The following is a 25,535-nucleotide window of genomic DNA, read 5'->3' on the forward strand; positions in this document are numbered from 1 at the left end:
GACCATGGACAGCTATGACTACATCATCACGGGCGCGGGCTCGGCCGGCTGCGTGCTGGCCAACCGGCTGAGCGCCGACCCCTCGGTGCGCGTGCTGCTGCTGGAGGCCGGGGGCTGGGACTCGCATCTTCTGTACCACTGGCCTGCGGGCTTTGCGCGCATGACCCGGGGCCGGGGCTCCTGGGGATGGCAGACCGTGCCGCAGCGGCATCTGAACCAGCGCGTGCTGCGCTACACGCAGGCCAAGGTCATCGGTGGCGGCTCGACCATCAACGCCCAGCTGTACACGCGCGGCGCGCCGGCAGACTATGACGACTGGGAGCGCCTGGGCGGCGCCACGGGCTGGTCCTGGCGCGACGTGCTGCCGTACTTCAAGCGTTCGGAGAACAACCAGCGCTTTGCCAACGAGTACCACGGCTACGGCGGCCCGCTGGGCGTGTCCTGCCCCGTCAGCCCGCTGCCCATCTGCGAGGCCTTCTTCCAGGCCGGCCAGGAAATGGGCATGCCCTTCAACCCCGACTTCAACGGCGCCGCGCAGCAGGGCCTGGGCTACTACCAGCTCACGCAGTGGAATGCGCGCCGTGCGTCGGCGGCCACGGGCTTCATCGATCCGGTGCGCATGCGCCGCCCCAATCTGACCGTCCAGCTGCAGACCCAGGCGCTGCGCGTGCTGGTGCAGGGCAGGCGCGCGGTTGGCGTGGAGGCGGTCTCGGGCACCAGCCGTACGCCTTTCAGCGTGCACGCCAGCCGCGAAGTCATCGTCTGCTCGGGCGCCATAGGCTCGCCCAGGCTGCTGATGCACTCCGGCATAGGCCCTGCCGACCATCTGCGCAGCGTGGGGCTGGCGCCTGTGCATGACCTCCCTGGTGTCGGCTCCAACCTGCAGGACCACCTGGACCTGTTCGTGATCGCCGAATGCACGGGCGACCACACCTACGACAAATACCAGCGCCCCTGGCACGCGGCCTGGGCGGGCCTGCAGTACCTGCTGCTCAAGAAAGGGCCTGCCGCCTCCAGCCTCTTCGAGACCGGGGGCTTCTGGTATGCCGACCCCGATGCGCTCGCGCGCTCGCCCGACATCCAGTTCCATCTGGGGCTGGGCTCGGGCATAGAAGCCGGAATCACCGGGCTGGAGAACGCAGGCGTGACGCTGAACACGGCCTACCTGCGCCCCCGCTCGCGTGGCACGGTCCGGCTCGCGGATGCAGACCCGGCGTCGGCGCCCTTGATCGATCCCAACTACTGGGCAGACCCCCATGACCGGGCCATGTCCATCAAGGGCCTGCGCCTTGCGCGCAAGCTGCTGTGCCAGCCAGCGCTGCGGCGCTACGTGCACGGCGAGGTATTGCCGGGCGGACATCGGGACAGCGATGCCGAACTGTCTGACTACGCCTGCGCCCATGCCAAGACCGACCACCATCCCGTGGGCACCTGTCGCATGGGCCCCGAGCACGACCCGGACAGCGTGGTGACGCCGCAACTGCAGCTCATCGGAATGGAGGGGCTGCGCGTGGCCGATGCGTCCGTGATGCCCTTCATCCCCTCGTGCAACACCAACGCTCCCACCATCATGGTGGCCGAGAAGGCTGCCGACCACATCCTCGGCCGACTGGCTTGAGGCAGGAGAGCCCCATGCAGATCCTCCTTCCCCGAAGCGACGGCCGTCTCGTGCCACTGGCCATGAAGGCCAGTCCCATCGCTCCCGCGGGCCCGGCCCCTGCCTTCAACCGCAGCGTCTACGCAGCGGCCCATGTGGTGATCGACCCGTTGGCAACCACGCATCCCTGGGATGGCCCGCCTGCCATCGATTGGGAGGCGACGCTGGCCTTCCGCGAGCATCTGTACCGCCTGGGCTTCAAGGTCGCCGAAGCCATGGACACGGCCCAGCGCGGCATGGGCCTGGACTGGCCATCGGCACGCGAACTCATCCAGCGCAGCGCGCGCCATGCGCGGGCAGTGGGCGGCCAGCTGGCCTGCGGCGCGGGCACCGACCAGCTGGCGGCGCAACCCGGGGTCACGCTGGCACAGGTCGAGGGGGCCTACCGCGAGCAGATGGATGTGGTGCAGGCCGAAGGCTGCCCCGTGGTCCTCATGGCCAGCCGCGCCCTGGTCCAGGCCGCGCGCGGCCCGCAGGACTATCTGCAACTCTATGACCGGCTGCTGGACGCTGCCGACCAGCCCGTGGTGCTGCACTGGCTGGGCGAGATGTTCGACCCTGCGCTGCGCGGCTACTGGGGCAGTACGGACCTGGCGCAGGCCCTTGATACCGTCGCCGCGCTGATCGCAGCGAAGGCGCCCAAGGTCGAAGGCATCAAGGTATCGCTGCTCGATGCGCAATGGGAGAGGGCGCTGCGCCGCAGGCTGCCTGCGGGCGTGAAGATGTACACGGGTGACGATTTCCACTACGCCGAACTCATGGCCGGCGATGGGACGGCAGCCGGTGAGGGCGGCCACTCCCACGGCCTGCTGGGCATCTTCGACCCCATCGCCCCGGTGGCGGCCGTGGCGCTGGCCGAACTGGCCCAGGGCCGCAGCGGGCGCTTCCGGGAACTGCTGGATCCCACGGTGGCGCTGTCGCGCGAGATTTTTTGCGCGCCCACGCGGCATTACAAGGCAGGCATCGTGTTCCTGGCCTGGCTCAATGGCCACCAGAAGCACTTCTCCATGGCCGGCGCAATGCAGTCTGCACGCGGGGCCGTGCACTTTGCCAAGGTGTTCGAGCTGGCCGATGCCTGCGGTGCGCTGGCCGACCCGCAGCGGGCCAGCGCGCGCATGAAAAGCTATCTGTCGGTGGCCTGTGGCGTCGAGGCTTGAAGCAGGATTGCCCGGATCTTGCCCCGTCTTCCCCAGGCCGGCAGCTCACACCGCACTCACTCCACGCTCACACCAGGCTCACACCACGCTCAGGGATTCATCGCATCCTGGCTGCAGCATCGGCTGCAGCCCGAGCATCAGATCAAGGTTCTGCACCGCCGCGCCGGCGGCGCCCTTGCCCAGGTTGTCGAACACGGCGGTCAGCAGCACCTGCTGCTCCTGCGGCTGTCCGAACACCGCCAGCCGCATCCGGTTGCTGCCATTGAGCGCACGCGGATCGAGCCGCTGCGCATCGGTGTCCTCCTCCAGGGGTTGCAGCTCGATGCACGGCTGGTCCTGGTACCGCGCATGCAGCGCAGCGTGCAGGCTGCGGGCGGTCACACCGGTGGGCAGCAGCCGCAGATGCAGGGCGATGGTCAGCACGATGCCTTGCCGGTAGTGGCCATAGGCCGGCACGAACACCGGCGCATGGGCCAGGCCGGCATGCTGCTGTATCTCGGGCACGTGCTTGTGGTGCAGCCCCAGGCCATAGACCTGCAGGGGCACGGCAGTGGCGGCGGCAGCGCCCTCATGGTCCAGCAGCCCTGCGCGGCCCCGTCCCGAATAGCCCGATACCGCGTGAATGGCCAGCGGGTAGTCGGGGGGCAGCAGGCCCGCGTCGATCAAGGGCCTGAGCAGTGCCAGCGCACCTGTCGGATAGCAGCCGGGATTGCTGACGCGCCGGGCATGGGCGATGCGTTCAGCCTGGCCTGCCTCCAATTCCGGCAGGCCATAGACCCAGCCCGGCGCGGTGCGATGCGCAGAACTCGCATCGATCACGCGCACGCCGGGCCGGCGCACCAGCGCCACGGCCTCGCGCGCAGCCTCGTCCGGCAGGCACAGCAAGGCGATGTCGCAGTCGTTGAGCGCCTCGGCGCGGTGCGCCGTGCTTTTGCGCTGGTCGGCCGGCAGTTGCAGCAGGCGCAGGTCGGTCCGATCCGCCAGCCATTCGCGCACCTGCAGGCCGGTGGTGCCTTGGTCGCCATCGATGAAAACAAGAGAGGTCATGGGTTGCTCCGATTGGGTGTGGAGCGCATGTTGCAGCGCCTGCCGCATGCAGGCCAGTTGAATCTGACAAACTACGGATTCATGATTCCTGAATTGCTGGCAACCTGGGACACCGCACCATGCGCGAAATCAATCTGGACCGTCTGCGCACCCTGCTGACGGTGGCCGACCTGGGCTCATTCGCTGCCGCCGCCAAGGTGCTGCACCTGGCGCCGCCCACGGTGACGCTGCATGTGGCGCAGCTCGAAGAGCGTCTGGGAACACGTCTTTTGCACCGCGCACCGGCCGGCGTCACCGCCACATCGGCCGGCAGCCTGCTGATAGACAAGGCGCGCCAGCTCCTGGCCGAGGCCGATGATCTCCTGCAGACCGTGCAGCGCCAGATCGCCACGCGCGGGGGCCGCGTGCGCCTGGGCGCCTCCACCGGCGCGCTCGCACACCTGCTGCCCCAGGCACTGGAAACCCTGGCCGCCCGGCATCCCGAGATCGATGTGCAAGTGGCGGTGATGACCAGCGAGGAAGCCCTGGCGCGCCTGGCCGCCGGCAGCCTGGACATCGGCATCGTTGCCCTGCCACAGCCCGTGCTGCGCGGGCTGCAGGTGCAGGCCTGGCGCCAGGACCCCGTGCTGGCCTTCATCCCGGCCGCCTGGAAGCCGCCGCGGCACGTCACGCCCGCGTGGCTTGCGGCCCGCCCCCTGATCGCCAACGACCGTGGCACCCGGCTGTCGCGCCAGACCGCCGAATGGTTTGCCGCAGGCGGCGCCCGGCCGCAGGCACGCATCGAGCTGAACTACAACGACGCAATGAAGAGCCTGGTGGCAGCGGGCTACGGCGCCGCGCTGCTGCCCCACGAGGCCGGCGCACCGCAGCCTGACCCCCGCATCACCACGCGACCCCTGCGGCCGGCACTGTCAAGGGCGTTGGGCATCGCGCATCGCAAAAGGCCGGATGACGACGCGACGACGGTGACGATTGAGGTTTTGATGGGGATGCGGGGGCGTTGACTTTGCTGATTGATGCCTGATTGACAGCAGGAATCAATAGAGCCGATGAGCGGACTGGAATAAACCTCGGCTTCATCCCAGTCCGTTTCGGTGCCTTGTTGATGCGATGACACCATCACCGGCTTGACACTACGCTGGAATGAAAACGCCTATCGCGTCAACATTTGTGCCGGAACGACCAAAGAATCCACCCGCTGCTTCAGCAGGAATGGGGCCGAAGGGTTTCCCTCCGTCGCCTCCGTAGGGGCCGTAGGACTTCTTGTTGGTGGTAATGGTCAGGGAATCAATTCGACTTCCGCTTCGCCCTTGTATCGTAACGATGTGCTCGTTGCTGCCAAACTCGATCACAGTTTCTTCGCCGCCACCGCCACCATGGCGTGCACCAGTGAGTTGTGTTCCGTCTGTCAGAAGCCATGTGGTTTGGATGGCATCGACCCTGGCTCCATGCCTGATCGAAATCCTCACAATTCGAACCACTTGGGTCAGATCATCGGAAAATTCGTCTCCACCCTGACCGCCGACTTGTTGACTTTTCTTGTAAGGCATATAAATCTCCGTTGTCAATCGCCCTTGGTTTTTTGGCTTCTACGGGGCGATGTTCATAGAAGCATAAGGCTCGAAAGCCAGAAGCTGGATTCAATGATTGGCCGAATGGCGACAATGGCCGTAGTGCGCTTCCAGTGCAGATGAGGTGCGGTCGAAAAGAGTACGCTCTGACGTTCATTGACCAAACGATCCCTCCGAAATGCGCGAAGTCAACACGATTTGATTTCTGGATCTCAATAGCGGTACATCCAGTTTTTCGTCCTGTCATTGCGATCGCCATGGCAATATTTGCCACTGCCATCATCAGAGGTCTTCAGGCCATTCATTGCTGGCGTTTCATTCTGTCACATTGAATAAGCGGCGTCCATCGGAAGTTGGCAATTCAATCATTGGATTGAGAATGGCTTCTTCTTTTCAATGGTGGTGGTGCATTCTGATTGCATCAAATAGCTGCTGTACACACATTGCTGCCATTGCTCTCATTGCTCTCATTGCACCCATTGCAGCAATTGATGGCGGTGTGCGGTGGCAGTCTTGATAAAGCCGACAAGTTCGGACCACAGATGAGCAACCGCAAAGAGGCAAGTCCGCCATCGCGGCTCATGCACAGGCGCTGCCGACCCGAACCGGGCCTTCACCAGGTGCACCAAAGCAGGCCGCAGTGTCCAGGCTCCAGGCTCCAGGCTCCCCGACATGATGGAAGTGCCGGGTTTCTTCAGACAGCCAGCGAGTCGGCAGGGGGCTTCTACCTGATATCAGGGGACCTGCAGTTTTGCCGCTTGACCTTCAACTCAAGTTGAAGCTTAAGCTCCATATCCTCTCATCACACAAGATGCTGCAAGGATCGATATGCAAACCATTTTGGGCGCCAATGGCCAGATCGCTGTGGAGCTGGCGCGCGAGCTCCATCGCAACTACACGCAGAACCTGCGCCTGGTCAGCCGCAAGCCGCGCAAGGTGAACGATACGGACGAGCTGGTGTCCGCCGACCTGATGAATTCCGCGCAAACCCTGGAGGCCGTGCGTGGCAGCGAGGTCGTGTACTTCACCGCCGGCCTGCCACCAGACACCGAGTTATGGGAGGGGCAATTTCCTGCCATGCTGCGCAACGCGCTCGATGCCACGCGGGCAGCGGGGGCCAAGTTTGTCTACTTTGACAACACCTACATGTACCCGCAAAGCGCGCAGCGGCAGACCGAGGAAACCGCCTTTGCCCCGGTGGGCCGCAAGGGGCGCGTGCGCGCCTTGATGGCCGAGATGGTGCTGGCCGAGATGCAGCGCGGCGATATCCCCGTCGCCATTGCCCGCGCGCCAGAGTTCTACGGCCCCGGCAAAACCCAAAGCATCACCAACACCCTGGTGATCGGCCCGCTCAAGGCGGGCCAGAAGGCCAAAGTGCCGGTGCGTGACGACAAGCTGCGCACCCTGATCTGGACGCCCGATGCAAGCCGCGCCATGGCAGCCATTGGCAATGCGCAAGATGCGTATGGCCAGACCTGGCATCTGCCTTGCTGGGACGAGCGGCTGACCTATCAGGCCTTTGTGAACCTGGCGGCTGCAACCTTTGGGGTTGAGCCGCGCTACAAGGTACTGAGCCACCTGGCCATGGTGGTTGCTGGCTGGGTCTCCAAGCCCGTGCGCGAACTGCGCGAACTGCTGCCACGCTACGCGCACGACAATGTGTTTGATTCGTCCAAGTTCAAGCGCCGCTTTCCCGACTTTGCTGTCACCAGCTACGCACAGGGCCTCAAGCACATCGCGCAGGAGTCATCATGAGTACGCCACGCATCTTGCATGTCGTCACCAATGTCGCTCATTACGACGACCCTGCGCACGCCACAGGGCTGTGGCTGTCGGAGCTGACCCATGCCTGGGATGTGTTTGCTGCGCAAGGGTATCTGCAGCAACTGGTGAGCCCGCTGGGTGGCGCCGTACCGCTGGAGCCGCGCGCACTCCAATGGCCGCACTTCGATGCTTCGGCCAAAGCCTGGCTCGATGATCCCGCGCGCATGGCCCTGCTGGCGAACACTGCGGCACCTGCCGATATCGATGCGAACGATTTCGATGCCATCTACTTCACCGGAGGGCATGCGGTGATGTGGGATTTTCCCGATAGTGCGGGGCTGCAGCGCATCACACGCGGCATCTGGGAGCGAAGTGGCATCGTTGCATCGGTTTGCCACGGCTACTGCGGCCTGCTCAATACGCAGCTCAGCGACGGCTCTTTGCTGGTCGCGGGCAAACGGGTCACGGGTTTTTCATGGACGGAAGAAATCCTGGCCGGAGTGGCCCGGTCCATGCCCTACAACGCCGAGCAGGAGATGAAGATGCGCGGTGCGCGCTATCAAAAAGCCTTGCTGCCTTTTATGTCGTATGTGGTGGCCGATGGCCGCCTCATCACCGGGCAAAACCCGGGGTCGGCCAAAGCGACTGCAAAGCAGGTGGTGCAGGCTTTGGCAAGGCGCTAGGGCCACGTTCCAAACTGGCGCAGGCCTATGCCGCGCTTGCCCGCTTCTTGTGTCCGGTGCGCATGAGCTTGCCCATTTTTTCTTCGGCCGCTGCTTCAGAGGCCAGGGATTCGGATTGCTGGGCCAGTACATGGGAGAGCACGCGGCGTGCGTTGTCATGGCAATCCATGTTGTCTGGCCGCGCTTCAATATCGGACAACAAAGCCTGCAACTGCTTTTTGCTGGTCTGCAGCTTTTTCTCCATGGCCTTGATATCGGCAATTTTTTGGCGCAGCGCGCCCACGACGGCCTCATGGTCCCAGCCTTGCAGGCCGGGCGGCAAGAGTGCACGAATTTCATCCAGGCTGAAGCCCACCCCTTGCGCAATCGCAATCAGCTCCAGCATCTGCACCATCTCAGGCGGATAGCTGCGGTAGCCATTCGCGCCACGCTCAGCCGCTTGCAGCAGGCCGCTTTGCTCATAAAAACGAATGCGTGATGTGGACAGGCCTGTGCGTTTGCTCAGTTCACCAATGTTCATGCGCAACCTTCGGCAAGGGGTCCTTGACCTTCAACAAGACTTGAAGCTTATCGCATTCGCAAGCCCTTCGTTGCGGCGGCAATTTGCGGCGAGTGCAACGTGCCCTTGTCGAAGAATGCGTGCTGGCGGCCATTCAAGGGCCAAGACACCTACCTCGCATCGCCTGGCTTCCTTGTTCCACTGCGTCGCATGCAGGCGTACGGCAGCACGAAGAGGTACAGACCGCTCAACAGCAAGAGAAAGAGCGGGGGCAGCGGCGAGTAGCTGACCCAGGAGGGAGGCTCCCCCTGCGCCCGGACAATGAAGTTGGCGATGACGGTGACCATGAAGGCGACGGACAGCCAGCGGTGGATCTGCCGGATCCGGTGGTTCCAGTTCAAGGCGGCCTCCCTTAGCGGCGCGCCTGGATCATCTTCCACCCGTTCCCCGACGGATCGCGGAAGCCTGCGTCCACGGTGCCGTACCGTGCCACGGGTTCCTGCGTGAATTCCACTCCGCTTGCGAGCATTCGGTCGTAGGCCGCGCGGCAGTCATCCACGGTCAGTACGAGGGGCGGCATGGCGCCTTTGGCCACAATCGCGCGCACTGCCTGCGCCGTTGCTGCGTCGAGCACGGGCGGGCCGGGTGTGAACAGGCCGAGCTGGAACGACGGCTGTTCCGGGTGCTGCACCGTGAGCCAGCGATAGTCGCCGTTTGCCACGTCCGTGTGGACGCGGAACCCGAGTTTGTCGACATAGAACGCGAGTGCTTCGTCTTGATCGCGCACATACAAACCAACCACTTCAACGCCTTGAATCATGGGATCTCCTGTTGTTCGGGTTCGTTTGTATCGCTTGTTGCCCGGCGTCGCTTCTCCGAAACTGCGGTCGTGAGGTCGGGGCGGTGCGCGGCGCTGACGATGCAGGCGGGCACGCGGCCCAGCTCGTGCATCGTCGCCCGGGCGCGCACCCGGACTGCGCTGGGACTGTCGCCTGTGATATCGCGGAAGGTGCGTCCGAAGGTGCCCAGGCTTGCCCAGCCTGTATCAAAGGCGATGTCGGTAATGGCCAGATCGGTTTCGCGCAGCAGCGTCATTGCCCGCTCGATGCGCCGCGTGAGCAAGTACCGGTGCGGCGGACTGCCGAAGGCCTGCTTGAACGACCGGGCGAAGTGCGCTTCGGACACGCCACTGACCTGCGCCAGTCGGCCGACAGGCCAGGCCTCGTGCGATGCGGCGTCAATGCTGTCCTTCGCGCGCAGCAGCCGGCGCAACAGTTCAGGATCCTGGTGTGCAAGGTCGTTGTTCATGCCGTCTCCGGTGCCATCGGGAAGCATTTTCGTCTCTTGGGAGTCCACGGTTTGGGAATAGACCCCTGCGCGCGAACTGTATGGATGGACAGTAGAATTTCGGGCTCGATAGTTTCCACAAGGGAAGGGTCTGGACATGTCCGCAGAACTCGAACAAGAAGTCGTCTCAATCTTCGAAGACCGCCTTTGGCATCACAACGGCTGGGAGGCCCGCGTCATCAAGAATGAAGACGACGATGGCTGGGCCGTTGCCATGACCCAGGACGGCCAGGCGGAGCCAAGCCTGGTCGGCCCGTGGACCATGGGCCGCGACAAGAAAAATCCCAAGCCGCTGGACGTTTCCGCCTTCAACACGCTCGTGAAGACGGCGCACGAGGTGATGCGCCGGCATGAGCAGCATCTGGCAGCGCAGTTGCACAAGGATGTGCAGATCGTGGTGGGCGGGTCACGCGTGACCGTCTCTCTGGATATCGAGCCCGATGAGGACAATCCCAGCGCCACGCTCACCGCCACTGCCGCCGACGGCAGCGAGCTGGCCAAGGTGGGAGTCAGGCCGGACCATCAGCTCACCCGGACGTCTGCGCAAGCGTGGGCAGAGGCAGGCTACCCCCGTCCCAGCGAGGACTGAGCCGCGGGCAAGGCCGGGGAATCGGGGGGGCTGTTTCACAGCTGCCTTCCAAGGCGGATATGCGGCTTTGCGGCTTTGCCACACGCTCTAGATGTGCAGCATGGCCAGCCCGCCCACGCCAAGGCCCAGCGCTGCCACGCCGAGCATGGCGTATTCCAGCCATTTCTTCTTGGTCAGCAGCGCGATGGCTGCAAGGGCAATGGCGACCTGCAGCGCGGTGGTGGCCTGCGCCCAGCGGTGATGCAGGTGCATCTGCATCTCTGACTTCTCGTCCCATTGCCGGGCCTCTGCTTCCAGGCGGTCGGCATCGCGCTTGATGTCGTCCTTTTCCTTTTCGTAGCGCTCCACCTTGGCCTGGTAGGCCGCCCGCCTGTCCTCCGTGGTCGCCAGATCACGCGCGAACTCGGACAGCGATTGCTTGGTGCTCTTGGCCTGGAAGAAGGCCCACTGGTTGGCCGCTTCGGTCTTCTTGATGGCTGCGTCGTTCTTGTACAGTCCGGCATTGGCCTGGGTGGCGCCGCCCATGTACGCGAAGATGGCGCCCACCGTGGCGATGACTGCCGTGCACATGGCGATCTGGTTGGTCAGGCTGCCGCCGCCGATGCCGTGGTGGGCGGTGTGGCCATGCTCGCCCTGGGCAGCATGTTCGAGTTCGTGATCGTGTGGGCCGTGGACGTGAAAGCCGCCGGAAGACATAGGTGCCAATTCCTTGATGCAATGGGGTGGCGCATTATGGGGCCGGCCTGGCGGCAATCCAGGGCTCCAGAATGTGCGGGGCGCATGGCCCGCTTGGAGGTCAGCGCCTTGGCTGACGGCCTGCAGATGGGGGAGTGGGATCAGGCGGCAGTCGCGCGGTGCGGCAGCGCTGCGAGCAGTATTTGACCTCGTCCCAATCACGTGCCCATTTTTTGCGCCATGTGAACGCAAGACCGCAGCACGCACACAGCTTGGAGGGAAGGTGGGGCTTCTTGTGCATGGCGCGGGCGTTCCTGTGGTTCAGCGCGTCAGCGTGGCCAGGGCGCGCCGGGCCAGCGCCCGTCCGCTGAGCCAGGCGCCTTCGACGCCTGCGCCGCACATCCAGTCGCCGCACAGGCCCAGGCCCGCAGGCGCATCCCACCAGTAGCGGTTGACCAGGTGCGGCGCCGGCAGCGCATAGCGCCAGCGGTGGGCAGTGACGCGCAGGCCGCCTGGCAGAGAGTCGGACAGAGAGCCGGCCAGGGCCTCGAATGCCTGCAGCAGTTGCCGGGCCACGGATTCAGCGTCCGATTCGATGTGATCCTGGCTCCACCGTGCACTGGCATGCAGTACCCAGGTCTGCTGCCCTTGTTGCCCTTGCCGTCCTGGCTTGGCGCTGTCGCGTGCCACCCAGCACAGCGGTCCATCCGTGATTTCTGCCGCATCCCAGTCCAGCGGCAGGGGGGCGTCGGTGCGCAGCATGGCCACCCAGCAAGGCTGCATGCGTGCGCTGGCGGCCAGTGCCGCAGCATAGGGCGAGACCGGCTCCAGCAAGGCTGCCGCCTGCGGTGCAGGCACTGCCAGCACCAGGGCGCAGTATTCCGGCCCCATCTGCCCTTGTTCGGCACAGTGCACTGTCCAGCGGGCAGGCCCGTGCTGCAAATGCTGCACCGTGGCCTGCAGGTGCAGCCGTACGCCATGCCCCTGCTGTCCAAGCCGCTGGACAAGAAACGCTGCGGGAGAGGTCATGCGCGGCACGCCCACCCAGCGGTCGGGGCCTGCCTCTGCGGGCACCACGTCTGTGCCCTGCAGGCGCACTGCGCGCGGACGCCAGGCGGCGACAACGCCGTGCTGCTCCCACTGGCGCACCTCCTGCACGAACTCCGGGTCCTGGGCCGCAAACGATGGAGCGCCGTGATCGCACTGCCACGCACCCTGCGGATCCTGCGCGCGCCGCGTGCTCATGCGCCCGGATGGGCCTCGGCTTTTCTCGAAGATATCCACGCGGCAGCCAGCCTCGGCCAGCAACTGTGCGCAGGCCAAACCCGCCATTCCTGCGCCGATCACCGCGACGGGGGGCAGGCTGTTCACAAGGCCTCCTGGCTGCGCGCTTCCTGGTGCCGATCATGGCTGACCCAGATCAGCGCGCTGGTATCGACGCCCAGTTCCCCGGCCTTGGCGACGATGGATTGCAGCGTCTGCGGGGGCAGTTTCGGCTCCCTGGCCAGTATCCAGCAGTACTGCGTGTCCGGCCCGAGGACCAGCGCCCAGCGGTAGTCAGGGTCCAGGGCGGCCACATGGTAGCCGCCGTAGAACGGACCGAAGAAGGAGACCTTGAGCGAAGCCGTGTCCTGCTTGCCCGTGAACAGGGCCTTGCCGACGGCACGCTGCCACTGGCCCCGGGGCACGGAAAAACCCCGGTTCACCACCTTCACGCTGCCGTCTGCCTGCGGCGTGTACTCGGCGGTCACATCGGTCATGCCCCGCTCGAAACCATGGTCCAGCCGCGCCAGTTCGTACCACAGGCCCTGGTAGCGCTGCAGATCGAACGGTGAGACGGGCGTGACCGAGCCTGGCGGGCGCATGCTGGCGCAACCGCTGGCCAGCAGGCCTGCGCCAAGGGCCGTTGCCAGCAGGGTGCGCCGCCTGGCGGTGAAGACAGGGCGGGGGGCGGGAAAGTTCATGCGTATGTCCTTGATGTTCTTGTCGTCTGCCGCCATCGGGCGACCAGCGGTGGCAGATCCGTGAGATGGCGCACCGGCGTGATGCCCGCGACCGGGCTGGAATAAAGCGCCGGGCATGCTCCACCGGCCCACAACTCGATGGCCGGCGGCAGGTGGCTGCGCAGCTCGCCCAGGCAAGCCTGCGCCATCGCTCCGTTGTGCGAGCTGCTGAAGCTCAGCCCCACGATGTCGGCGCGATGCGCCCGCGCGGCCTGTGCCACGTCGCCGATGGGCGTCTGGGTGCCCAGCGATACGCAGTTGCAGCCTTCCAGGGCCAGCAGGGCTTCGACCATGAGCAGGCCCAGTCCATGCATCTCCTGCGGCAGCGTGGTCAGCACCACCTTGGGCGCGGGCGGCGGGGAAGGCGGGACGAGCGAGGCGATCGCCTGCCTCAAGACGCCGGTGAGCACCTCGGTGTACAGGTGCTCTTCGAACACTTCAAAACGCCCCTGTGCCCAGAATTCGCCGACCGCTGCGGTCAGCGGGGCCACGAGCGTGGTCACGAAACCGGCCAGGCCCATGCGCGACTGGGCCAGGCTCAGGCAATGCCTGAGCTGGGCGGGATCATGTGCGGCAATGGCGTTGAGCATGGGGGCGAAGCGGTCAGAGTCTGCTGCGTTCTCTGAATTTGTCCTGGACAAATCCTTGCCCGGCGAGGTGTCGGCGCGGGCCAGCAGCGTCTGCAGGCCGTCCAGATCCACGCCCATCAGCTTGCTGGGGCGCAGCCCCGTATCCATGAGCCGCCGGATCAGGGTCAGTTGTCGAACCTGGTCTGCCGGGTAGCGGCGATCGCCTGCCGAATCCCGTTCAGGCCTTGGAAAGCCGTAGCGTCTTTCCCAGACACGCAGGGTGTCCTTGGCAAGTCCGGTCTCGCGTTCGACGGCCGAGATGGGCAGCCCGGGGCCAGGCGCCAAAGGCAGGGGGTCAGAAAGTGGCGTCATTGATCTGAAGGGGACAAAACGTCCGGCCATGGCCGGGATGTTTTGAGGGATTTTGCTAATTGTCTAGGACAAAAATATGTTTTGTCCAATATATTACATAGAGAAACAAAGCGCAGGCCCGCTGGCCGCCACCCGGCAGCCGCTGGCGCGAGTGCTTTGTAGATCCCGGCCAGGAGATGACTGCCCCAGGCGCAGGCGAGGCTTCACACCATGATCGCCGCGCCCTTGTGCAGTCTTTCCGGCCACGCAGTCCGTACCGATGATCATCATGAATTTGTCCAACTGGCCACTGGCCCGCCGTCTCGCAGCTGCCTTCGCATGCGTCATCGCCATTTTTCTTCTTGTCATCGCGCTGGCCGTGAGCAGCCAGTCCCGGCTCAAGGAGGCCCAGCAATGGAACGAGCACACCTTCAAGGTGATGTCCCAAGGACAGCGCATGCTCACGGGCATGGTCAACATGGAGACGGCCTCGCGGGGCTATCTCCTGTCGGGTGACTCCCGTTTTCTTGCCCCGTGGGATGAAGGACTCAAGGAGTTCGAGGCCTCCTGGCAGGAGGCCGTACGCCTGACCGAGGACAACCCCGCCCAGCAACGCCGGCTCGACGGTATCCGGCTGCGCCACCGTGAGTTCGTGCAGGCTGTGCAGCCGCTGCAGGCGCTGCGGCGGCAAGTTCAGGACGGCATGGCGACCGTCGAGGATCTGGTCCGCGAATTCTCCCTGGGGCGCGAGAAGGCGGCCATGGATGGGCTGCGCGCACTGCAGGCGGACCTGGTGCGAGAGGAGGAGCAGCTCATGGCCGAGCGCCTGACGCGCACCGAGTCGCTGGCGGCAATGACGCTGGCGTTCGAGCTGGGCGGCGCGCTGGTGGCCGTCGTGCTGGCCGCCTTGCTGGGTACCTGGGTCACGCGCTCCATCACGGGCCCCATCGGCCGGGCCATCCAGGTGGCACGTGCGGTGGCATGCGGGGATCTGACGCAGCGGGTGGAGGCCACCACCCACGATGAAGTGGGGACCCTGCTGCGCAGCCTCGGCGAGATGAGTGATGCGCTATCGCAGGTCGTGGCTGTCGTGCGCAGCGGCAGCGAATCCGTGGCAAGTGCAAGCACGCAGATTGCCCAGGGCAACACCGACCTGTCCTCGCGGACCGAAAGCCAGGCCAGCGCGCTTGAACAGACGGCGGCCTCCATGGAACAGCTCGGAGCCACCGTGACCCAGAACGCGGATGGCGCCGGCAAGGCCAACGCGCTCGCGCAGCGGGCCAGCGGCGTGGCCGGGCAGGCGGGCGAGGTGGTCACCCAGGTCGTGGACACGATGAAGGGCATCAGTGAAAGTTCGCGCCGCATCGCCGACATCATCAACGTCATCGACGGCATCGCGTTCCAGACCAACATCCTGGCGCTGAACGCTGCGGTGGAGGCTGCGCGTGCCGGTGAACAGGGCCGCGGCTTCGCTGTGGTGGCCTCCGAGGTCCGCAGCCTGGCCGGCCGCAGCGCGGCGGCGGCCAAGGAGATCAAGGCCCTGATCTCCGACAGCGTCGAGCGGGTCGAACAGGGCTCTGTGCTGGCCGACCGCGCGGGGGGCACCATGGCTGAAGTGGTGATGAGCATACGCAGCGTCACCGACCTCATGGGAGAGATCAGCGCGGCTTCCGCCGAACAACGCAGCGGCGTTGCGCAGGTGGGCGAGGCGGTCATGCAGATGGACCAGGCGACGCAGCAAAACGCGGCCCTGGTGGAGGAAATGGCGGCGGCAGCCACGAGCCTGCGCCAGCAGGCGCATGACCTTGTGCAGTCCGTGAGCGTTTTCCGCCTGGGGCCTCAAGCGCAGGGTTGAGGCAGGGTTGATGCACCGGGTGAAGACACGGTGCGGGACCCTGGGAGAGCGGGCCCCTCTACAGGCGCCGGAGCATCAGCCGCTGCTGCCGTCCTGCCCGGGCACCGGCCGGCGTTCAAACAGTTGCGCCATGGCCCGGGAGGGCCGGAGCCCGCAGGTCGCGCCATCCGGTTTTCCGAACGGCGCCTGCATTTCATTGTTCGGATTTCCGTTCCACCTTATGCGTAAAAGTAAGGTCGATATAGGCGAATCAAGCAGTTAGCGCGTGGCGCAGATGCCGGATGCGGCTGGCACGGTCTGTGCACTGTCAGGCGCAGGCCACGTGCGTCGTGGTTGTGTGTGCAGGGAGACAAGCCCGTCTTCGCAATGGCATCCGGCAGAGGCCCGGGGGCTGCGGCGGACCGGGCTCGCTTGCAAGACCGAAATACGTCCAACGAAAAAATCCGCATGAAATTCAATCGCTTGACCACCATGGTGCTCGTGGCCATGGTCCTCGGCGTGCTGGTGGGCTATGCCTGCAACAGCTACGCGCCCACGCCCGAGGCCACCAAGGAAATCGCCAGCTACTTCGGCATCCTCACCGATGTCTTCCTGCGCATGATCAAGATGATCATCGCGCCCCTGGTGTTCGCCACCCTGGTGTCGGGCCTGGCCAACATGGGCGACGCCAAGGCCGTGGGCCGCATCGGCGGCCGCGCGCTGGGCTGGTTCATCGTGGCCTCGTTCTGCTCGCTGGCCATCGGCCTGATCTATGCGAACGTGCTGCAGCCCGGCCATGGCCTGAGCGTGGCCCTGCCGTCGTCGGCCGAAGGGCTGAACCTCAAGACCTCGGCGCTGAACCTCAAGGACTTCATCGCCCACGTGTTCCCCAAGAACATCTTCGAGGCCATGGCGACCAACGAGGTGCTGCAGATCCTGGTGTTCGCGCTGTTCTTCGGCATTGCGCTGGGCAACCTGCACAACCAGGCCGCGCGTTCCATGGTGGGCCTGATGGACGAAGTGGTCCACATCATGCTCAAGGTCACCGACTACGTGATGCGCTTCGCCCCCGTGGGCGTGTTCGGCGCCGTGGCCGGCACCATCACCATCCATGGCCTGGGCATGCTGTCGGTGTTCGGCAAGTTCATGCTGTGCTTCTACCTGGCCCTGGCCACGCTGTGGGTGCTGCTGATCGTGGCCGGCTACGTCGTGCTGGGCCGTGACATCTTCCGCCTGCTGAACCTGATCCGCGGCCCGCTGCTGGTGGGCTTTTCCACGGCCAGCAGCGAATCGACCTATCCCAAGCTGATGGAGCAGCTGGAGAAGTTCGGCATCAAGCCGCGCATCATCGGCTTCGTGCTGCCGCTGGGCTACTCGTTCAATCTCGATGGCTCCATGGTCTACACCACCTTCCTGGCCATCTTCATCGCCCAGGCCTACGGCATCGACATGACGCTGACGGCCCAGATCACCATGCTGCTGGTGCTGATGGTCTCCAGCAAGGGCATTGCAGGCGTGCCGCGCGCCTCGCTGGTGGTGGTGGCCGCCGTGCTGCCCATGTTCGGCCTGCCCGAGGCCGGCATCCTGCTGATCCTGGGCATCGACCACTTCCTGGACATGGGCCGCACGCTGACCAATGTGCTGGGCAATGCCATTGCCACGGCCGTGGTGGCCAAGTGGGAAGGCGCGGTCGATCCGAATGCCACCACGGACGACGACGAGTCGCTGCTGCCCATGGAGCACTCCCAGGAAGGGCGGGCCGCTGTCTCGGCCTGAGGCCCAGGCGGCGCTGGGGGGGACTGATAACATTGGTGCCTTCACCATGCCCGCCCGCCGCCCCCTGCGCCAGCTCATCCTGCTTTTGCTGTGGCTTGCCCTGAGCGGGCTGAGCGGCTGGGGTGCGTACCTGATGGCGCAGCGGCTGGGCATCGCCGATCTGCGTGCCACGGGCATGCACCGGCTGGAGCTGTACGGCGCCAGCCTGCAGCGCGAGATCGGCAAGTACGCCTTCCTGCCCGACGTGCTGGCACTGGAAGGCAATGTGCAAAGGCTGCTGGCCGAGCCCGGCGACGAGCAGCTCACCAACCGCGTCAACGCCTACCTGGAGCAGCTCAACGACCGCGCGGGCACGCTGACCGCCTACCTGGTCGATGCGCGCGGCCACGTCGTGGCCTCCAGCAACTGGCGGCGCTCCGACAGCTACCTGGGCGAGGACCTGAGCTTTCGCCCCTACTACCGCACGGCCATGGCCACGGGCAGCGCGCGCTTCTTCGGCATTGGCACCACGCGCGGCGAGCCCGGCTACTACCTGGCCTCCACCCTGGGCGACGACACCCACACGCTGGGCGTGGCCGTGGTCAAGGTCAGCCTGGACCAGCTGGAGCAGTCGTGGTCCACGGTGGAGGCGCCCGTGCTGGTGGGCGACGAGAACGGTGTCGTCATCCTGGGCACGGTCTCCGACTGGAAATTCACCACCTTGCGCACGCTGGACGAGGGCACGCGCGCCGCCTTCGACCACACGCGCCAGTACAACCGCCGCGCGCTGGAGCCGCTGGGCCTGCAGGTGCTGCGCGAACTGGGCCAGGGCGCGCGCCTGGTGCGCATTGCCCGCCATGGCGAGGAATCGCCAGGCTCGGTCTACCCGGTCAGCGGCCGCTTCCTGGCCCAGTCGCGCCAACTGCCTGGCACGCCCTGGACGATCACCGTGCTCTCGCACCTGGAGCAGGTCGACCAGCTGGCCCAGAGCCGCGCGCTGGCCGCGGCCGTGGGCGCGGCCTTTGTGCTGCTGCTGGCCATGATGGTCAACGAGCGCCGCCGCCACCTGCGCGACCGGCTGGCCGCGCGCGAGGCGCTGCAGGCCGCGCACGACGAGCTCGAGCGCAAGGTGGAGCAGCGCACGGCCGACCTGTCGGCCGCCAACGAGGCGCTGCAGGCCGAGGTGGCCGAGCGCACCCACGCCGAGGCCACGCTGCGCGCCGCCCAGGACGAACTGGTGCAGGCCGGCAAGCTGGCCGTGATAGGCCAGCTGTCCACGGGCGTGGCCCATGAACTCAATCAGCCGCTGACGGCGCTGCGCACCCTGGCCGGCAACAGCCAGCGCTTTCTGGAGCGCGGCGATACCGAAACCACGCGCGTGAACCTGGAGCGCATGGCGCAGCTGGCCGACCGCATGGGCCGCATCACCGGCCAGCTGCGCAACTTTGCGCGCAAGTCCAGCGGCGCCAGCCAGGCCGTGCCGCTGGCGCATGCGCTGGACAATGCGCTGGCCGTGCTGGAGTCGCGCGTGGCCGAGACCGGCGCCCGCATCCTGCGCGATGACGGCGTGCCCGAGGCCGTGGCCTGGTGCGACCGCAACCGCATCGAGCAGGTGCTGATCAACCTGATCAACAATTCCCTGGACGCCATGCGCGGCCAGCCCGCGCCCTGCCTGGAGCTGGCCTGCGCCGTGGCCGATGGCCGCGCCCAGGTCACCGTGCGCGACCACGGGCCGGGCCTGAGCGAAGCGGCGCAGGCCCATCTGTTCCAGCCGTTTTTCACCACCAAGGAAGAGGGCGTGGGCCTGGGCCTGGGGCTGGCGCTGTCGGCCGGCATCGTGCGTGAATGCGGCGGCACGCTGACGGGCAGCAACCATCCGGGCGGCGGCGCCGTCTTCACGCTGAGCCTGGCCCTGGCTCCCTCCACACCCTCTGCCGACACACCATGACCGACGCCCTCAAAGTCCTGATCATCGAGGATGACCCCGACATCGTGCTCGGCTGCGAGCAGGCGCTGCAGCTCGAAGGCATCGCCTGTGAAAGCGTGGGCAGCGCCGAGCAGGCGCGCCGGCGCCTGTCGCGCGACTTCGCGGGCATCGTGGTCAGCGATATCCGGCTGCCGCGCATGGACGGCATGGCCTTCCTGCGCGAGCTGGTGGCCATGGATGCCGAGCTGCCCGTAGTGCTGATCACCGGCCACGGCGACATCTCCATGGCCGTGCAGGCCATGAAGGACGGCGCCCAGGACTTCATCCAGAAACCCTTCGCCCCCGAAACCCTGGTCGGCGCCGTGCGCCGCGCCCTGGAGCGCCGCCGCCTGGTGCTGGAAGTGCGGGCGCTGCGCCAGCAGCTGGACCAGCGCGACAGCCTGGAGCACCGGCTGATAGGCCGCGCGCCCAACATGCGCCAGCTGCGCCAGATGCTCACGGGGCTGGCGCAAAGCGCGGCCGATGTGCTGATCCAGGGCGAGACCGGCACGGGCAAGGAACTGGTGGCGCGCTGCCTGCACGAGGCCAGCGCGCGGCGCGATGGCAACTTCGTGGCCGTCAACTGCGGCGGCCTGCCCGACACGCTGTTCGACAGCGAAATGTTCGGCAGCGAGGCCGGCGCCTATACCGGCGCGGGCAAGAAGCGCATCGGCAAGCTGGAGCACGCCAGCGGCGGCACGCTGTTCCTGGACGAGATCGAGAGCATGCCCGTGCCCATGCAGATCAAGCTGCTGCGCGTGCTGCAGGAACGCGTGCTGGAGCGTCTGGGCTCCAACACCCTCATTCCTATCGACTGCCGCGTGATCGCGGCTACCAAGGTGGATTTGCTCGAACTCAGCAGGCAGGGCCTGTTCCGCGCCGACCTCTACTACCGCCTGAACGTGGCCACCGTCTCGCTGCCGCCGCTGCGCGAGCGGCGCGAGGACGTGCCGCTGCTGTTCGAGCACTTCGCGCTGCAGGGCGCCGCGCGCCACCAGCGGCCCGTGCCCGAGCTGACCACCGCGCGCGTGCAGCAGTTGCTGGGCTATGACTGGCCCGGCAACGTGCGCGAGCTGCGCAACGTGGCCGAGCGCACGGTGCTGGGCATCGAGGCCGGCTCGCCCCCCTTCGGCCAGCCGGCCGGCACCACCGGGCAGGACGCCGCGCCCCGTCCGTTGTCCGCCGCTGTCGAGGCCTTCGAGCGCGCCCTCATCGCCGACGCCCTGCGCCGCCACGCCGGCAGCCTGGCGCGCACGGCCGAAGCCCTGTCCATGCCCAAGACCACGCTGCACGACAAGATCCGCAAGTACGGGCTGGATGGGTAGGGGCTGGTTGCCCGCCTCCAACCCGGATTTTCGGGAAACGGCTTGGCCTACCTGGATTCGTAGGACGGGCGCAGTGCCGCAATCGCCTTTTGAATCGCAGCGCGCACGGCGGGCCGGTCGATCACCTCGCCACAGTGCAGCACGGGCAATGGCTTGCCCTGCCTGGGACGGGTTTCGTCGCGCATGACGGCCATATCGCCGTTGGCGCCCTTGGTGTTCTCCCTCTGCACCTGTTCGGCAATGCCCGCCAGCACTTCGATATCCCCGTGCATGCGCTGCACGACAACGGATGCCCAGGCATCTCCTTGGTCCTTGAGATAGGGCTCAGTCTGTTGGGTCAGGCAGCTTGCGATGGCATAGCTTTCAACGTCGCGCTGCACTTGCGTGCGAGCGCCACCTGCGGGATTCGTGTCTGGGGTGCATCCGGCGATGACCAGACCACATGCCAGCAAAGCCATGCGCATCAAGTGAGCTCCCAAAATTCACCAAGTGAAGTTTTGATGGATGGGTTGTCCGGATTTGTGTAAGTGGAGTAGTTGTCATAGCCCGGTTCACGATAATGGACTCCATTCCATAAGGCGATATGACCTGTGGCGCCACTCCAGTTCACGCTGAAGGCAATGATGCCTTTCAGGCCGCGAAATTTGTCATCATATGGGCTGACGGCATCAGTGGATGGTTTGCCAAGTGATTTCAAAAGATAGGATCGAAAATCTGCTACGCCATAAATGATGCGAGAACCGTCTTTTGTTCCCAATGTCCGTGCACCAGCCGTACCCGCCAAGGCTGCGTTGATCGGCGCACCGGCCTTGTTGAAGGCAACGCTCAACCGGCTGGCACATGTGTTTCCATTGGGACCGAAGCCTGGTAAGTAGATATTTTTCTCGGCAGCACCACCCAGTTCTGTGTATAGATCTTTCATGGTCTTGAATCTGACGTGGTCAGGAAACTCCTGCCATAGCCGATGAAAATTTGGTTTGATCAAAATTAGCCTTTCGTTGCTATACGCCAATCTTCATGTCGATCCCGCAAAGTGATGGAGAGTGTCCGGGCTGGCTGCAATCGGGACGGGGGCTTACCACTCGCATTTTTCCCTTGATCGGCAGGCTGGCGTGCAGGTTTGCAATCCCCAATGGGGCGGATCGTTGTCTGGCGGCAAGCATCGTAACAATCTTCTGTCCGACCTTTTCTTTTTTGTTTCAGGTAATTACATCTATCTCGAATGGCCGCTGGAATGAAATTAGGTCCCATTGAGTCTGGGCCTACTCCAGTGACTGATGGCGCGATTTCTCTGCAGTACGGGGCGTAAGCCTTTGAGGCCTGACGCCCCCAATTCCCTCAACCCCGCTCCCCGAACTCCACGCTTTCGCGCGTCCAGCGCCGCGCCTGCTCGCTCAGGCTCAGTCCCAGGCCGGGGCGCGTGGGCACGAGCATGCGGCCATTGGCGATTTCCAGGCGTTCGTTGAACAGCGGCTCCAGCCAGTCGAAGTGTTCCACCCAGGGCTCGTTGGCGCAGGTGGCGGCCAGGTGCACGTGCAGCTCCATGGCGAAGTGGGGCGCCAGGCTCAGGTGGGCCAGTTCGGCCTGGGCGGCGATCTGCAGGAAGGGCGTGATGCCGCCCACGCGCGGCGCGTCGGGCATGAGGAAGTCGGCACTGCGGTGGCGTATGAGATCGCCATGCTCGGCGGCGCTGGTCAGCATCTCGCCGGTGGCAATCGGCGTGTCGAAGCGCGCGGCCAGCGCGGCATGGCCTTCGTGGTCGTAGGCGTCCAGCGGCTCCTCGATCCAGACCAGGTTGAATTCCTCGAAGACACGGCACATGCGCTGGGCCGTGGGGCGGTCCCATTGCTGGTTGGCATCGACCATGATGGGCGCGGCATCGCCCAGGTGGGCGCGCATGGCCTCCACGCGCCGTATGTCCAGCGCGCAGTCGGGCTGGCCCACCTTGAGCTTGATGCCGCCCATGCCGCGCTCCAGCGAGGCGCTGGCGTTGCGCTTGAGTTCATCGAGCGGCGTGTGCAAAAAGCCTCCCGAGGTGTTGTAGCAGCGCACGGATTCGCGCTGCGAGCCCAGCAGCTTGGACAGCGACAGGCCCGCGCGGCGCGCCTTGATGTCGTAGAGCGCCACATCAAAGGCCGCGATGGCCTGCACGGCCAGCCCGCTGCGGCCCACGGAGGCGCCGGCCCAGCACATGCGCGTCCACAGCCGCGCAATGTCGCTGGGGTCCTCGCCCAGCAGGGAGGGCGCGATTTCGCTGGCATGGGCGAACTGGCCGGGGCCGCCGGCGCGCTTGGCGTAGCTCAGGCCCAGGCCCCGGTGGCCGTCGCGGGTCTGGATCTCGGCGAACAGCATGGCTACCTCGGTCATGGGCTTTTGGCGGCCCGTGAGCACCTTGGCATCGCTGATGGGCCGGGCCAGGGGGAGGTCGCAGGACGACAGGCGTATCCACTGGATGCGGTCCTGGCTGGTGGTTTCGGAGAGCGCGGAAGAGGTCATGGCTGCGGGAGTGCGGGGGTTGGGAAAAGGACAGGGGCAGGCATCAGTCGATGCTGATCTTTCCGGCCTCGATGACCGACTTCCAGCGCGCGTATTCCTGGCGCTGGAACTCGGCGAACTGCTGGGGCGTGCCGGCCACCATCTCGTAGCCGATGGAGACGAACTGCTCGCGCACCCGGGGATCGTTGAGCGCCTCGACAAAGGCCGCATGCGCCTTGTCGCGCAGCGCAGGCGGCAGGCCCTTGGGCGCGACGATGGCCTGCCAGGAGGCGACCTCCACGTTCTTCACCCCGGCCTCGGCCAGCGTGGGCAGGTCCGGCAGCACGGGCGAGCGGCGCGGGCTGGTCACGGCCAGGGCGCGCATCTTGCCGGCCCGGATGTGCTGGATCACGGCATTGATGTTCTGGAACGAGGCATCGACCTGGCCGCCGATCAGGTCGGCATGGGCGGGCGCGCCACCCTTGTAGGGGATATGCACGCCCTGGGTGCCCGTTTGCTGCCAGAACAGTTCGGCCGTCAGGTGGTCGCTGGAGCCGTGGCCGGCCGAGGCAAAGCTCATCTTGCCCGGGTGGGCCTTGAGGTGGGCGACCACGTCGGCCACGCTTTTGTGCGGCGAGCTTGCAGGCACGACCAGCACGTTGGGCGACTGCACGGCCACGGTGATCAGGTCGAAGTCCTTGAGCGCGTCGTAGGGCAGGTTCTTGATCAGGTGGGGCACGATGACCAGCGGGCCCAGCGAGGTGACGAGAAAGGTCTGCCCGTCCGCCGCCGCGCGCTGCACGAAGGCCGCGCCGATGGTGCCCGTGGCGCCGGCCTTGTTCTCCACCACGAAGGACTGCCTGAGCTTGTCGCCCAGCCTGGGCGCCACGGCGCGCGCGACCTGGTCGGTGGAGCCGCCGGCGGGGAAGGACACGACCAGGGTGACCGGCCTGTCTGGCCAGGCCTGGGCCGATGCAGAAAAGGCAGCGAGCGCGGCCAGGGCCAGCGCCATGGCACGAAGAATGTGATTCATCTTGTCTCCTGATTTGTGAATGACATCGTTGTCATTTCCGGGGAAATGAAAAAGCGCCGATGCCGTTTTGTAGATGCAAGGATTTGCGCTTTCAGCAAAATGATATCGTTGTCATTTTGGCTGTCAATCACGATTTCTGCGATGCAGGGCAGGCCTGGCGCCCGTGCGTTGAGGGCGGTCTGCTATCTTCAGGCCCGTCCCCGATACCAGCCCGCGATCGCGCTTGCCCATGAACACACCCACACCCCCCAGGCCCGCCACGCTGCACGACGTGGCCGAGGCGGCCGGCGTCTCGCTGATCACGGCCTCGCGCGCACTGGGCAATCCTTCCATCGTTTCGGAGAAGACGCGCGAGCGCGTGCGCCAGGCCGTGGAGGCCACGGGCTACATCCCCAACCTGCTGGCCGGCGGGCTCAAGTCCCGCCGCAGCCGCATGGTGGCCGGCGTGGTGCCCGCGCTGTCGGTGTCGCAGTTCCTGCCCACGGTGCAGTCATTGACGGCCACGCTGGCGCAGGAGGGCTATCAGCTGCTGCTGGGCCAGACCTTCTACGACGAGCAGCGCGAGGAGGAGGTGCTCAACGCCATGATCGGGCGCCAGCCCGACGGCATTGTGATGATGGGCCTGGTGCAGTCCGGCAAGGCGCGCGAGCGGCTGCGCAGGACCGGCATTCCCGTGGTGGAAACCTGGGACTTCAGCGACCGGCCGCTGGACATGGTGGTGGGCTTTTCCCACCTCAAGGTGGGTAGCGCGCTGGCCGGCTATTTCCTCTCGCGCGGCCTGCAGCGCGTGGGCATGGCCACGGGCAGCGACCACCGGGCCCAGCAGCGGCGCGAGGGCTTTCTTGCAGCCTGGGGCCGCGAGGTGCCCACGGTCACCGTGTCCGCGCCCGGCAGCCTGGAGCTGGGCCGGCAGGCGCTGGGCCAGTTGCTGGCGCAGCAGCCTGATCTGCAGGCCGTGGTCTGCAGCTCGGACATGCTGGCCCACGGCATTTTGGTGGAAGCCCAGGCGCGCGGCCTGCGCGTGCCCGTGGATCTGGCCGTCTCGGGCTTCGGCAATGCCGATTTCGCGGCCCATCTGCTGCCGTCGCTGACCACCGTGCATGTGGACGGACCGGGCATAGGCCGCCTGGCCGCCGAACTCGTGCTGGCACGCTGCAAGGGCCACAGTGCCGGGCGCTCGGCGTTCGACCTGGGGTTCGAGCTGATCGAGCGGGATTCGACCCGCCGAGCTTAGA

The 25,535-nt window shown here is 65.8% G+C and carries 26 protein-coding genes; 11 read left to right on the forward strand and 15 right to left on the reverse strand.

Annotation, left to right across the window (positions count from 1 at the left end; translation table 11 throughout):
- The first annotated feature begins 4 nt into the window (after window positions 1-4).
- Both G4D77_RS28775 and G4D77_RS28780 read left to right on the forward strand, forming a co-directional pair.
- A complete protein-coding gene (locus tag G4D77_RS28775; protein ID WP_154834125.1) occupies window positions 5-1,618 on the forward strand; it encodes a GMC family oxidoreductase in 1,614 nt (537 codons plus the stop codon).
- 14 nt (window positions 1,619-1,632) lie between these two features.
- Entirely contained in the window at window positions 1,633-2,814 is a 1,182-nt protein-coding gene (locus G4D77_RS28780; RefSeq protein ID WP_154834126.1) for a dihydrodipicolinate synthase family protein, read from the forward strand.
- Between the two features lie 78 nt (window positions 2,815-2,892).
- On the opposite strand, the gene argC is transcribed toward G4D77_RS28780, so the two are convergent.
- A complete protein-coding gene (argC, locus tag G4D77_RS28785) occupies window positions 2,893-3,861 on the reverse strand; it encodes an N-acetyl-gamma-glutamyl-phosphate reductase (RefSeq protein ID WP_154834127.1) in 969 nt (322 codons plus the stop codon).
- A 119-nt stretch (window positions 3,862-3,980) separates the two neighbouring features.
- Here argC and G4D77_RS28790 point away from each other — a divergent pair, with 119 nt between their 5' ends.
- On the forward strand, window positions 3,981-4,865 hold the full coding sequence (locus tag G4D77_RS28790) for a LysR family transcriptional regulator (protein WP_016451532.1): 885 nt from the start codon (window positions 3,981-3,983) through the stop codon (window positions 4,863-4,865).
- A 129-nt stretch (window positions 4,866-4,994) separates the two neighbouring features.
- Here G4D77_RS28790 and G4D77_RS28795 read toward each other — a convergent pair whose 3' ends face one another.
- Window positions 4,995-5,411, reverse strand: a complete 417-nt coding sequence (locus G4D77_RS28795; protein ID WP_074922946.1) for a jacalin-like lectin — start codon at window positions 5,409-5,411, stop codon at window positions 4,995-4,997.
- An 849-nt stretch (window positions 5,412-6,260) separates the two neighbouring features.
- Here G4D77_RS28795 and G4D77_RS28800 point away from each other — a divergent pair.
- Together G4D77_RS28800 and G4D77_RS28805 are read left to right on the forward strand one after the other, a co-directional pair.
- Window positions 6,261-7,187 (forward strand): NAD-dependent epimerase/dehydratase family protein, encoded by a 927-nt coding sequence (locus G4D77_RS28800; protein WP_154834128.1) that lies wholly within the window; start codon window positions 6,261-6,263, stop codon window positions 7,185-7,187.
- The gene (locus tag G4D77_RS28805; RefSeq protein ID WP_213757818.1) at window positions 7,184-7,879 is read left to right on the forward strand and encodes a type 1 glutamine amidotransferase domain-containing protein; all 696 of its coding nucleotides are present in this window, start codon (window positions 7,184-7,186) and stop codon (window positions 7,877-7,879) included. The genes G4D77_RS28800 and G4D77_RS28805 overlap by 4 nt, the downstream gene beginning before the upstream one ends.
- A gap of 25 nt (window positions 7,880-7,904) precedes the next feature.
- On the opposite strand, the gene G4D77_RS28810 is transcribed toward G4D77_RS28805, so the two are convergent.
- The 4 genes from G4D77_RS28810 to G4D77_RS28825 all read right to left on the reverse strand — a co-directional run bounded on the left by G4D77_RS28810 (window position 7,905) and on the right by G4D77_RS28825 (window position 9,686).
- Entirely contained in the window at window positions 7,905-8,399 is a 495-nt protein-coding gene (locus G4D77_RS28810) for a MerR family transcriptional regulator (protein ID WP_016451534.1), read from the reverse strand.
- Window positions 8,400-8,548: 149 nt separating this feature from the next.
- Window positions 8,549-8,779 (reverse strand): hypothetical protein, encoded by a 231-nt coding sequence (locus G4D77_RS28815; RefSeq protein WP_154834131.1) that lies wholly within the window; start codon window positions 8,777-8,779, stop codon window positions 8,549-8,551.
- An 11-nt stretch (window positions 8,780-8,790) separates the two neighbouring features.
- Window positions 8,791-9,198 (reverse strand): VOC family protein, encoded by a 408-nt coding sequence (locus G4D77_RS28820; RefSeq protein ID WP_013801980.1) that lies wholly within the window; start codon window positions 9,196-9,198, stop codon window positions 8,791-8,793.
- Window positions 9,195-9,686: a helix-turn-helix domain-containing protein gene (locus G4D77_RS28825; protein ID WP_043821580.1), complete on the reverse strand. Its 492-nt coding sequence runs from the start codon at window positions 9,684-9,686 to the stop codon at window positions 9,195-9,197. The genes G4D77_RS28820 and G4D77_RS28825 overlap by 4 nt, the downstream gene beginning before the upstream one ends.
- Before the next feature lie 136 nt (window positions 9,687-9,822).
- Between G4D77_RS28825 and G4D77_RS28830 the strand changes: the two genes are divergently transcribed.
- Window positions 9,823-10,314 carry a hypothetical protein gene (locus G4D77_RS28830; protein WP_016446290.1) on the forward strand — a complete coding sequence of 164 codons (492 nt, stop codon included), beginning with the start codon at window positions 9,823-9,825 and terminating at the stop codon, window positions 10,312-10,314.
- A gap of 87 nt (window positions 10,315-10,401) precedes the next feature.
- Here G4D77_RS28830 and G4D77_RS28835 read toward each other — a convergent pair whose 3' ends face one another.
- From G4D77_RS28835 to G4D77_RS28855, 5 genes are all read right to left on the reverse strand, one after another.
- Window positions 10,402-11,010 (reverse strand): DUF4337 domain-containing protein, encoded by a 609-nt coding sequence (locus G4D77_RS28835; protein WP_034366698.1) that lies wholly within the window; start codon window positions 11,008-11,010, stop codon window positions 10,402-10,404.
- 100 nt (window positions 11,011-11,110) lie between these two features.
- Entirely contained in the window at window positions 11,111-11,290 is a 180-nt protein-coding gene (locus tag G4D77_RS28840; RefSeq protein ID WP_013801983.1) for a DUF2256 domain-containing protein, read from the reverse strand.
- A gap of 20 nt (window positions 11,291-11,310) precedes the next feature.
- Window positions 11,311-12,360, reverse strand: coding sequence for an NAD(P)/FAD-dependent oxidoreductase (locus G4D77_RS28845; RefSeq protein ID WP_154834133.1), 1,050 nt, complete (start codon window positions 12,358-12,360; stop codon window positions 11,311-11,313).
- On the reverse strand, window positions 12,357-12,989 hold the full coding sequence (locus tag G4D77_RS28850; RefSeq protein WP_154834135.1) for a lipocalin family protein: 633 nt from the start codon (window positions 12,987-12,989) through the stop codon (window positions 12,357-12,359). The genes G4D77_RS28845 and G4D77_RS28850 overlap by 4 nt, the downstream gene beginning before the upstream one ends.
- Complete coding sequence (locus tag G4D77_RS28855) at window positions 12,950-13,933, reverse strand: MerR family transcriptional regulator (protein ID WP_154834137.1); 984 nt, start codon at window positions 13,931-13,933, stop codon at window positions 12,950-12,952. Before G4D77_RS28855 ends, G4D77_RS28850 begins: the two co-directional genes overlap by 40 nt.
- A gap of 259 nt (window positions 13,934-14,192) precedes the next feature.
- On the opposite strand from G4D77_RS28855, the gene G4D77_RS28860 reads away from it, so the two are divergent.
- The 4 genes from G4D77_RS28860 (at window position 14,193) to G4D77_RS28875 (ending at window position 20,792) form a co-directional block, all read left to right on the forward strand.
- The gene (locus G4D77_RS28860; RefSeq protein ID WP_154834139.1) at window positions 14,193-15,767 is read left to right on the forward strand and encodes a methyl-accepting chemotaxis protein; all 1,575 of its coding nucleotides are present in this window, start codon (window positions 14,193-14,195) and stop codon (window positions 15,765-15,767) included.
- 447 nt (window positions 15,768-16,214) lie between these two features.
- The gene (locus G4D77_RS28865) at window positions 16,215-17,522 is read left to right on the forward strand and encodes a dicarboxylate/amino acid:cation symporter (protein WP_154834141.1); all 1,308 of its coding nucleotides are present in this window, start codon (window positions 16,215-16,217) and stop codon (window positions 17,520-17,522) included.
- A gap of 46 nt (window positions 17,523-17,568) precedes the next feature.
- Entirely contained in the window at window positions 17,569-19,449 is a 1,881-nt protein-coding gene (locus tag G4D77_RS28870; RefSeq protein WP_154834142.1) for a sensor histidine kinase, read from the forward strand.
- Window positions 19,446-20,792: a sigma-54-dependent transcriptional regulator gene (locus G4D77_RS28875; RefSeq protein ID WP_047327455.1), complete on the forward strand. Its 1,347-nt coding sequence runs from the start codon at window positions 19,446-19,448 to the stop codon at window positions 20,790-20,792. The genes G4D77_RS28870 and G4D77_RS28875 overlap by 4 nt, the downstream gene beginning before the upstream one ends.
- Window positions 20,793-20,839: 47 nt before the next feature.
- On the opposite strand, the gene G4D77_RS28880 is transcribed toward G4D77_RS28875, so the two are convergent.
- From G4D77_RS28880 to G4D77_RS28895, 4 genes are all read right to left on the reverse strand, one after another.
- Window positions 20,840-21,256 (reverse strand): hypothetical protein, encoded by a 417-nt coding sequence (locus G4D77_RS28880; RefSeq protein WP_016451541.1) that lies wholly within the window; start codon window positions 21,254-21,256, stop codon window positions 20,840-20,842.
- The gene (locus tag G4D77_RS28885; RefSeq protein WP_080518216.1) at window positions 21,256-21,714 is read right to left on the reverse strand and encodes a T6SS effector amidase Tae4 family protein; all 459 of its coding nucleotides are present in this window, start codon (window positions 21,712-21,714) and stop codon (window positions 21,256-21,258) included. Before G4D77_RS28885 ends, G4D77_RS28880 begins: the two co-directional genes overlap by 1 nt.
- Before the next feature lie 416 nt (window positions 21,715-22,130).
- Complete coding sequence (locus G4D77_RS28890) at window positions 22,131-23,288, reverse strand: L-talarate/galactarate dehydratase (RefSeq protein ID WP_154834143.1); 1,158 nt, start codon at window positions 23,286-23,288, stop codon at window positions 22,131-22,133.
- A gap of 43 nt (window positions 23,289-23,331) precedes the next feature.
- Window positions 23,332-24,300, reverse strand: a complete 969-nt coding sequence (locus G4D77_RS28895) for a Bug family tripartite tricarboxylate transporter substrate binding protein (RefSeq protein ID WP_213757819.1) — start codon at window positions 24,298-24,300, stop codon at window positions 23,332-23,334.
- Window positions 24,301-24,529: 229 nt separating this feature from the next.
- On the opposite strand from G4D77_RS28895, the gene G4D77_RS28900 reads away from it, so the two are divergent.
- Window positions 24,530-25,534, forward strand: coding sequence for a LacI family DNA-binding transcriptional regulator (locus G4D77_RS28900; RefSeq protein WP_046239660.1), 1,005 nt, complete (start codon window positions 24,530-24,532; stop codon window positions 25,532-25,534).
- Window position 25,535: the final 1 nt, after the last annotated feature.

Source organism: Delftia sp. WY8 (assembly GCF_018437695.1).
Taxonomy (GTDB): domain Bacteria; phylum Pseudomonadota; class Gammaproteobacteria; order Burkholderiales; family Burkholderiaceae_C; genus Comamonas; species Comamonas tsuruhatensis.